Here is a 6,000-nt window from a genome sequence, read left to right on the forward strand (position 1 = left end):
GGATGGATACGCTGCGGACAGCTGGCTTCGCGCAACGCCATGAAGGGCGATCGCAAATGACGTTTATTTGATCGCGTCGTTACGGGCAGCACGAAGGCTGATCAGCCGTCCTTCTCGGCACGCTTGCGATCAGCCTTTTTCGCGCGACGGATGGCGGCAGCATACTGACGCGCACGTTTCTCCGAGGGCTTTTCGTAATGTTTCCGGAGCTTCAGTTCGCGATAGATCCCTTCGCGTTGCAGCTTCTTTTTGAGGACGCGGAGCGCCTGATCCACGTTGTTGTCGCGTACGATGATCTGCATGCTGGTTTTCTCGAGATGTCGCTTCGCGCCGAATACGCAGCTCGCTCTAGGGTCCAGGGCGCTTTAAGCCAAGGCCCGATGCGCCGGATCGGTGCCTATGATCAAAGTGGATCTGCGGCATGAACAGATGTCTGAAGTTGGGGATCGCAAAAGGACCGCCCGACGTCGCTTTCTGGGTCCTAGCGACATAAAAGCTGTTCGACGACCCCAGCCCCGGACATACGATAGAGTTTTACCGTCAAATTTGTTAGCAGCAGGATGCCGCAAGTAGCCCCTTAGCTCAGCCTTATCGTTACATTCTTCCGGCTTACGCCGCCGCCGACATAGGTCCCGCAATCATCTCCATGACTGCGGCCCCTTCGATAGGTCGGCTGAAGAGATAGCCTTGGATGCTGCTGCACCCCTGGCCGCGCAGTTCGGCGAGCTGGTCGCGGTCCTCAACGCCCTCCGCGGTCGTCTCCATGTCGAGCGCGGTGGCGAGATCGACGATCGCGCGCACGATCGCGGCGGCGCTGTGGTCCTCGGCGACCGCATTAACGAAGCTCTTGTCGATCTTAATCTTGTCGAACGGAAAGCTGCGCAAATAGCTGAGCGAGGAATAGCCCGTCCCGAAATCGTCTAGCGCGACGCGAACGCCCATTGCGCGCAGCTGGTGCAGCAAGGTCAAGACCGTGGTTTCGCCATCTAGGAACACCGATTCGGTGATTTCGATCTCGAGCCGGTTGGGCACGAGGCCGCTGCGCGACAGCGCCTGGAAGATCACGTTCTGAAAGCCCGAATTGCGGAATTGCAACGGCGACACGTTCACCGCGACGCGTACATGCTCAGGCCAGGCGATGGCTTGACGACACGCTTCCTGCATCACCCAGTCGCCGATCGCGATGATGAGGCCAGTGTCCTCGGCGACCGAGATGAACTCGACCGGCGGCACATTGCCGCGCGTCGGGTGCTCCCATCGCAGCAGCGCCTCGAAGCCGCCAATCCGGTTCTTCTTCAAATCGAAAATTGGCTGGAAGTTGAGGCGGAACTGCCCGCCCTGCAATGCCTCGCGCAAGTCGAGCTCGAGCTGGCGGCGCTTGCGCGCGGCGGCGTCTAGCGATGGTTCGAAGAAGCGGAACACGCCGCGGCTGTCCTGCTTGGCGCGGTATAGCGCGAGGTCAGCGTTCTTGAGCAGCACGTCGGCATCCGCTCCGTCTCCAGGGCCGACCGCGATGCCGATGCTGACGCCCGTCGCGATCTGATGACCGTCGACCCGCACGGGTTGGCGAAGCGCATCGAGAATATTCTGCGCCAAAGCGCGCGGCCGGTCGGCATCGCCGCGCTCTTCCAGAATAATCGCGAATTCATCGCCGCCGAGCCGCGAGACGATACCATCGCCGGCGATCCCGCTGAGTGTCTCGCCGATCTGGCGCAGCAGCGCGTCGCCCACGGGATGGCCGAGTGTGTCGTTAACGCCCTTGAAGCCGTCGAGATCGAGGCAGAGGATGGTTATTCGCTCCCGCCGCTTGCGCGCGCGTGTCAGCCCGGCCTCCAACTGCTGCCGGAAATAGGTGCGGTTGGGCAGTCCGGTAAGGGAATCGTGGAAAGCGAGGTGCGTGATGCGATGCTCACGTTCGACAATGCCCGCCGACATGCGGTTGAAGCTTTCCGCCAGACGCCCGACTTCATCGACGCCATCAATGCGGACTTCGGTGCGGTTGCCCTCTTCGAGCGAGCGTGCAGCGGCATCTAGCGCGGCGATCGGCCGTGCGATGCTGGTCGCGAGGCGACGGCTGCCGAGCAGGACGAGGACGAGTCCAATGCCGCCTGCAAGCAGGATGCCGATTTGCATCGTGCGATAGCCCGCCATCGCCGCGCTCAACGGGTAGCTCAGCAGCAGCACCGCCGCGGGTTTGCCGCCCGGGCCGATAAGCGGCTTGGCCAGCGCGAAGGCATAGCCGTTCGCCAAAGTTAGTGCGCCCGGTACGGTGTCGCCGCTAATCGCCTTGGCGACGAAGCTATCGAGCGCGTCGTCACGCGTGTCCTGGCCAGCAACCCCCAACCAATGCCCTTGCTGGCGATGGAGGATCGTGGCGTTGAGCGGGATCGCGGACAGATGTTGCAACGCCCGCATCTCGCGCCCGTCGAGCGGCAGCGCGAAGATCACCCAACCGATTTCGTTGGGCGCCAGCACCGATGAGACGATCAGGCGAAACGCGCCCTTTGGGGTCGCTATCACCGCGTCCTTGCGACCGCTCGCCAGGCTATTGGGCACCGCCCCGACCGCCCGGCGCAGTTCGGGGAGACCTGTGCCGGTCACTTCACCCGCCGTGTCGACGAAGAAGGTCTGCGCGACATCGGCACGTTGGCCAAGATTGGCGAGCGCGGATTCGATCGTGGGGCGGTCGCCGCTTGCGATCGCCGAGCGAAACCCGAAATCGCGCGCCAGCACCGACGCTGTGTCGCCCAGCGATTGCGCGCGCAGTGCCCAGAGCCGGTCGTACACGCTGCCGCTGGCACTCAATTCGGCGCGAACAGTTGTGCGCGCGTTGCTCCATATGACGAACTGTCCGACGATTGCCACAAGTAGCAGACAAGCGGCGAACAGCATTCCGTACAATACAGCGAGCTTCGTGCTCAAACGGCGAAACTGCCAAAGTGGTTTGGGCAGGAATGGCATCATTTTCCGCGGATCGTGTAGGTGGTGGCGAAGCCCGCAGCGCTTACCGTCGCGGGTTGCGTCAGTATGTTGTCGGCGGCGTGGATTGTCGGATGCCACACCCGGATCGACGCGCCCCCGATCGGCACGCCGGTGATCGTCGCATGGCCATTGGCATCGGTCTGCACTGCGAACGGCGTATCGACGGCGATAACGAACCCGCTCATCGCATCATGGATGTTGCAGCCAAGTGCCACCACCCCGGCTTTGTCGAACACGACCGCGCGCGTCTCGTCCTTGCCGTAGAGCTTCAAGTCGAACTTCTTCGCCTTGGAAAACGAGTAGACGTGGTGGCGAACCTTGTCGCGATTGGGGAAGGTGACCGAAGATCCGACGGGGACGATCAGAACGTGCGGTACGAAGGCGATGTTCTGCTGCGCCATTTCATACGCGTAATCGAATTTGATTGGCGCGGCGGATTTACGCGACGTGTCGACCATCACGACTGCGCCGGCGAGCGGCTTGCCGTCCGAGCCGCGGACATCGATATTGACGGTAGCGGCGCTCGCTGCGCTTGCCAGAAAACTCGCCGCTGCCGCAGTGAACGCTGCACGATACATACTCATGCTCTCGCATCTAGCCGCGAGGTGTCGCCAATTCGTGAAGCGCGCGTTCACGCAAAAAGAACCCTGTTTGCATAATGGCCACAAGGCTGGTCCGAAACGGACCATCGGGTTCAGGGCTTTGCAGTGACGAAACGTCTTATAGCGGCGCTTTGCGCCGTCTCCGGTATCATTCTCGCGGCACCGGCGTGCGCCGGCGAACTGCGGCAGGGTGGCAAGTTGCTGCTGACAGGCGGCGTTTCGGCAATCGAAGGTTCGGCCGGGGGCGGCCTTGCGACATGGTCGCTGATCGCGGGCAACGAAACCGACGCAGGGATCGGCGGAACCGCGCACGCGACGATCGTGGAGCTGCCGGACTTCGACTTGAAAAGTGTCGGCGTCGCACTCGGCGTCCGCAACCGCGTCGAACTGTCCTACGCGCACCAGGTGTTCAATACGCGCGCGGCGGGCGCGACGCTCGGCATCGGGCGCAATTTCGAATTCGGGCAGGACGTGTTCGGCGCGAAGGTCCGTGTCCTCGGCGATGCAGTATACGACCAGGACAGGCTGCTGCCGCAGATCTCAGTCGGCGTGCAATACAAACGCGCGGAAAAGGCGGATATTATTGCAGCCATCGGCGGCAAGCAGGCCGAAGGCACCGATTTCCTCATCTCGGCCGCGAAGCTGGTCCTGTCGAAAAGCTTGGTGATTGGCAGTACGGTGCGCTTCACCAAAGCAAACCATTTCGGATTGCTCGGCTTCGGCGGCGACAAAAGCGACGCCTATCACCCCGAATTCGAGGGTTCCGCGGGTGTCCTCATCTCGCCCCGCATCCTGCTCGGCGCGGAAGTGCGGACCAACCCTGACAATCTCGGCTTCGCCCGCGAGCAGTCGGCGTATGACCTGTTCGCAGCGTGGCAAGTCCAGCGCCACGTCGCGATGACGGTAGCCTATACCGATCTTGGCGATATAGCGACGGTCAAACGCCAGCGTGGCGCATTCCTGTCGATCCAAGGCGGCTTCTGAGCTAGGCTCCGGCGATGCTGATCGTCGCTCTCGTGCTCTCGCTGCAAACCGCGCCGCAAACTGTTCCACCGCCCGGCGAGGATCCGGTCGATGTCTATCCACAAAGTAATGCTAATGCCGGGGCGACCCCGTTCGAAGGCAAGGCGATGCTCAAGTCGTTTCACGGCAGGGCTGGGATCGACCGCATCGCCGACGATCTCGTCACCCGGATGAAGCGCGACCCGCGCATCGCCGACATCTTCAAAGGGCAGGACGAGGTGCGATTGCGCCGCCTGCTCAAAGAGCAATTCTGCCACATTCTGAACGGCGGCTGCGCGTATAGCGGTCGCACGATGAAGGCGGCGCACAAGAACCTCGGCCTCCAGACCGCTGATGTCGGCGCGCTGGTCGAGGATCTGCAAGCTGCGATGCGTATGGAAGGCGTAGCCTTCTTCGCGCAAAACCGTTTCCTGGCGAAACTCGCGCCAATGAAGCGAGATGCGGTAGAACGCTGAAACGCCGTGGGTCTGACGTTCGCCGAATTCTACAAGGAGTGCCTACGCCGGGATATGCTAGGTTTGTTGTAGATGCCCGCAAACTGAGTGAGTGAACGAGAGGATATTTCATCATCCAGGAAGCCGAGGTTCCGGATTGCGCCAAATCAGGTCGGTCCCGGGGCCGCTTTCAGGTCCGGGAACCGACCGTGAGACTAAAATGAACAAGTGACCGGATTTGGGACGGCGAAGTCGCGTCGTAAATGTCCGGATCTGGGTCGTCACGGCGGGGCTGGGCTGCTTCCGCCCAGGGCGACGTCCCCAACGAGAAACACCGCTGCACCCGCCGCATGATACGTTTGTCATTCGCCTGGCGATGGCGACGGCTTATCATCATGCGGTCGAGCGCCGCGTGTATCGGCCTCGATCATGCGGCCATAAGGAGAGTGACCGATGCGAATGCCCGCCTGCGCAGCCATGGCTCCAATCCTGATGCTTGCTGCCTCCGCAAATGCGGCGACGATAACACTCAAGGCAGGTGATTATGGGGCGGCCGGACTTGCCTGCGACGAGCAGCCCAATGCCTCGACGATGAGCTATGATGGACGAAGCTTCTCCTATCCGCACGCCAGCAATTGCACGGACAGGATCACGAAGAAGCGAGCTGGCGTCATGACAATTGTTGAAACCTGTCGCGCGGCGGGCGATGGCAGCCCCACTCATCCAGATACGCAGACCTTCAATTTGCGTCAGAATGGCAATGATAGGTTCACGCTGATTAAGGCCCGGTCGGCGATGACCTTCCGAAGGTGTGGACCGCTCGGCTATTTCAACAAGCATTGACGGGCGCATCGTACGGCGGAGGGGCCATCCGCCCAACCCGCGCTTTCCGAGCGCCCGCTAACAGCCACGTCCAACTTGCGCCTGAACGCTTCATGACGTCCGCTGACGCTAAAAGT

The 6,000-nt window shown here is 61.8% G+C and carries 6 protein-coding genes; 3 read left to right on the plus strand and 3 right to left on the minus strand.

What is annotated here, in order from left to right:
- Positions 1-101: 101 nt before the first annotated feature.
- The 3 genes from rpsU to RH90_RS13825 all read right to left on the minus strand — a co-directional run bounded on the left by rpsU (position 102) and on the right by RH90_RS13825 (position 3,566).
- Positions 102-302, minus strand: a complete 201-nt coding sequence (gene rpsU, locus RH90_RS13815) for a 30S ribosomal protein S21 (protein WP_010186315.1) — start codon at positions 300-302, stop codon at positions 102-104.
- A 307-nt stretch (positions 303-609) separates the two neighbouring features.
- On the minus strand, positions 610-2,865 hold the full coding sequence (locus RH90_RS13820; protein ID WP_232280361.1) for a putative bifunctional diguanylate cyclase/phosphodiesterase: 2,256 nt from the start codon (positions 2,863-2,865) through the stop codon (positions 610-612).
- 95 nt (positions 2,866-2,960) lie between these two features.
- Positions 2,961-3,566 carry a methylamine utilization protein gene (locus tag RH90_RS13825; RefSeq protein ID WP_232280362.1) on the minus strand — a complete coding sequence of 202 codons (606 nt, stop codon included), beginning with the start codon at positions 3,564-3,566 and terminating at the stop codon, positions 2,961-2,963.
- Positions 3,567-3,689: 123 nt separating this feature from the next.
- Between RH90_RS13825 and RH90_RS13830 the strand changes: the two genes are divergently transcribed.
- From RH90_RS13830 to RH90_RS23515, 3 genes are all read left to right on the plus strand, one after another.
- On the plus strand, positions 3,690-4,568 hold the full coding sequence (locus tag RH90_RS13830) for a DUF3034 family protein (RefSeq protein ID WP_029625322.1): 879 nt from the start codon (positions 3,690-3,692) through the stop codon (positions 4,566-4,568).
- A gap of 14 nt (positions 4,569-4,582) precedes the next feature.
- Positions 4,583-5,062 (plus strand): group I truncated hemoglobin, encoded by a 480-nt coding sequence (locus RH90_RS13835; protein ID WP_010186319.1) that lies wholly within the window; start codon positions 4,583-4,585, stop codon positions 5,060-5,062.
- Positions 5,063-5,494: 432 nt separating this feature from the next.
- Positions 5,495-5,884 carry a hypothetical protein gene (locus tag RH90_RS23515; RefSeq protein ID WP_010186320.1) on the plus strand — a complete coding sequence of 130 codons (390 nt, stop codon included), beginning with the start codon at positions 5,495-5,497 and terminating at the stop codon, positions 5,882-5,884.
- Positions 5,885-6,000: the final 116 nt, after the last annotated feature.

The sequence above is a fragment of the Sphingomonas sp. PAMC 26605 genome, from assembly GCF_000241485.1.
Classification (GTDB): Bacteria; Pseudomonadota; Alphaproteobacteria; order Sphingomonadales; family Sphingomonadaceae; genus Sphingomonas.

Coding starts and splice junctions, on each gene's coding strand:
- rpsU (WP_010186315.1), bottom strand. CDS start 302: ATGCAGATCATCGTACGCGACAACAACGTGGATCAGGCGCTCCGCGTC.
- RH90_RS13825 (WP_232280362.1), bottom strand. CDS start 3,566: ATGAGTATGTATCGTGCAGCGTTCACTGCGGCAGCGGCGAGTTTTCTG.
- RH90_RS13835 (WP_010186319.1), top strand. CDS start 4,583: ATGCTGATCGTCGCTCTCGTGCTCTCGCTGCAAACCGCGCCGCAAACT.
- RH90_RS23515 (WP_010186320.1), top strand. CDS start 5,495: ATGCGAATGCCCGCCTGCGCAGCCATGGCTCCAATCCTGATGCTTGCT.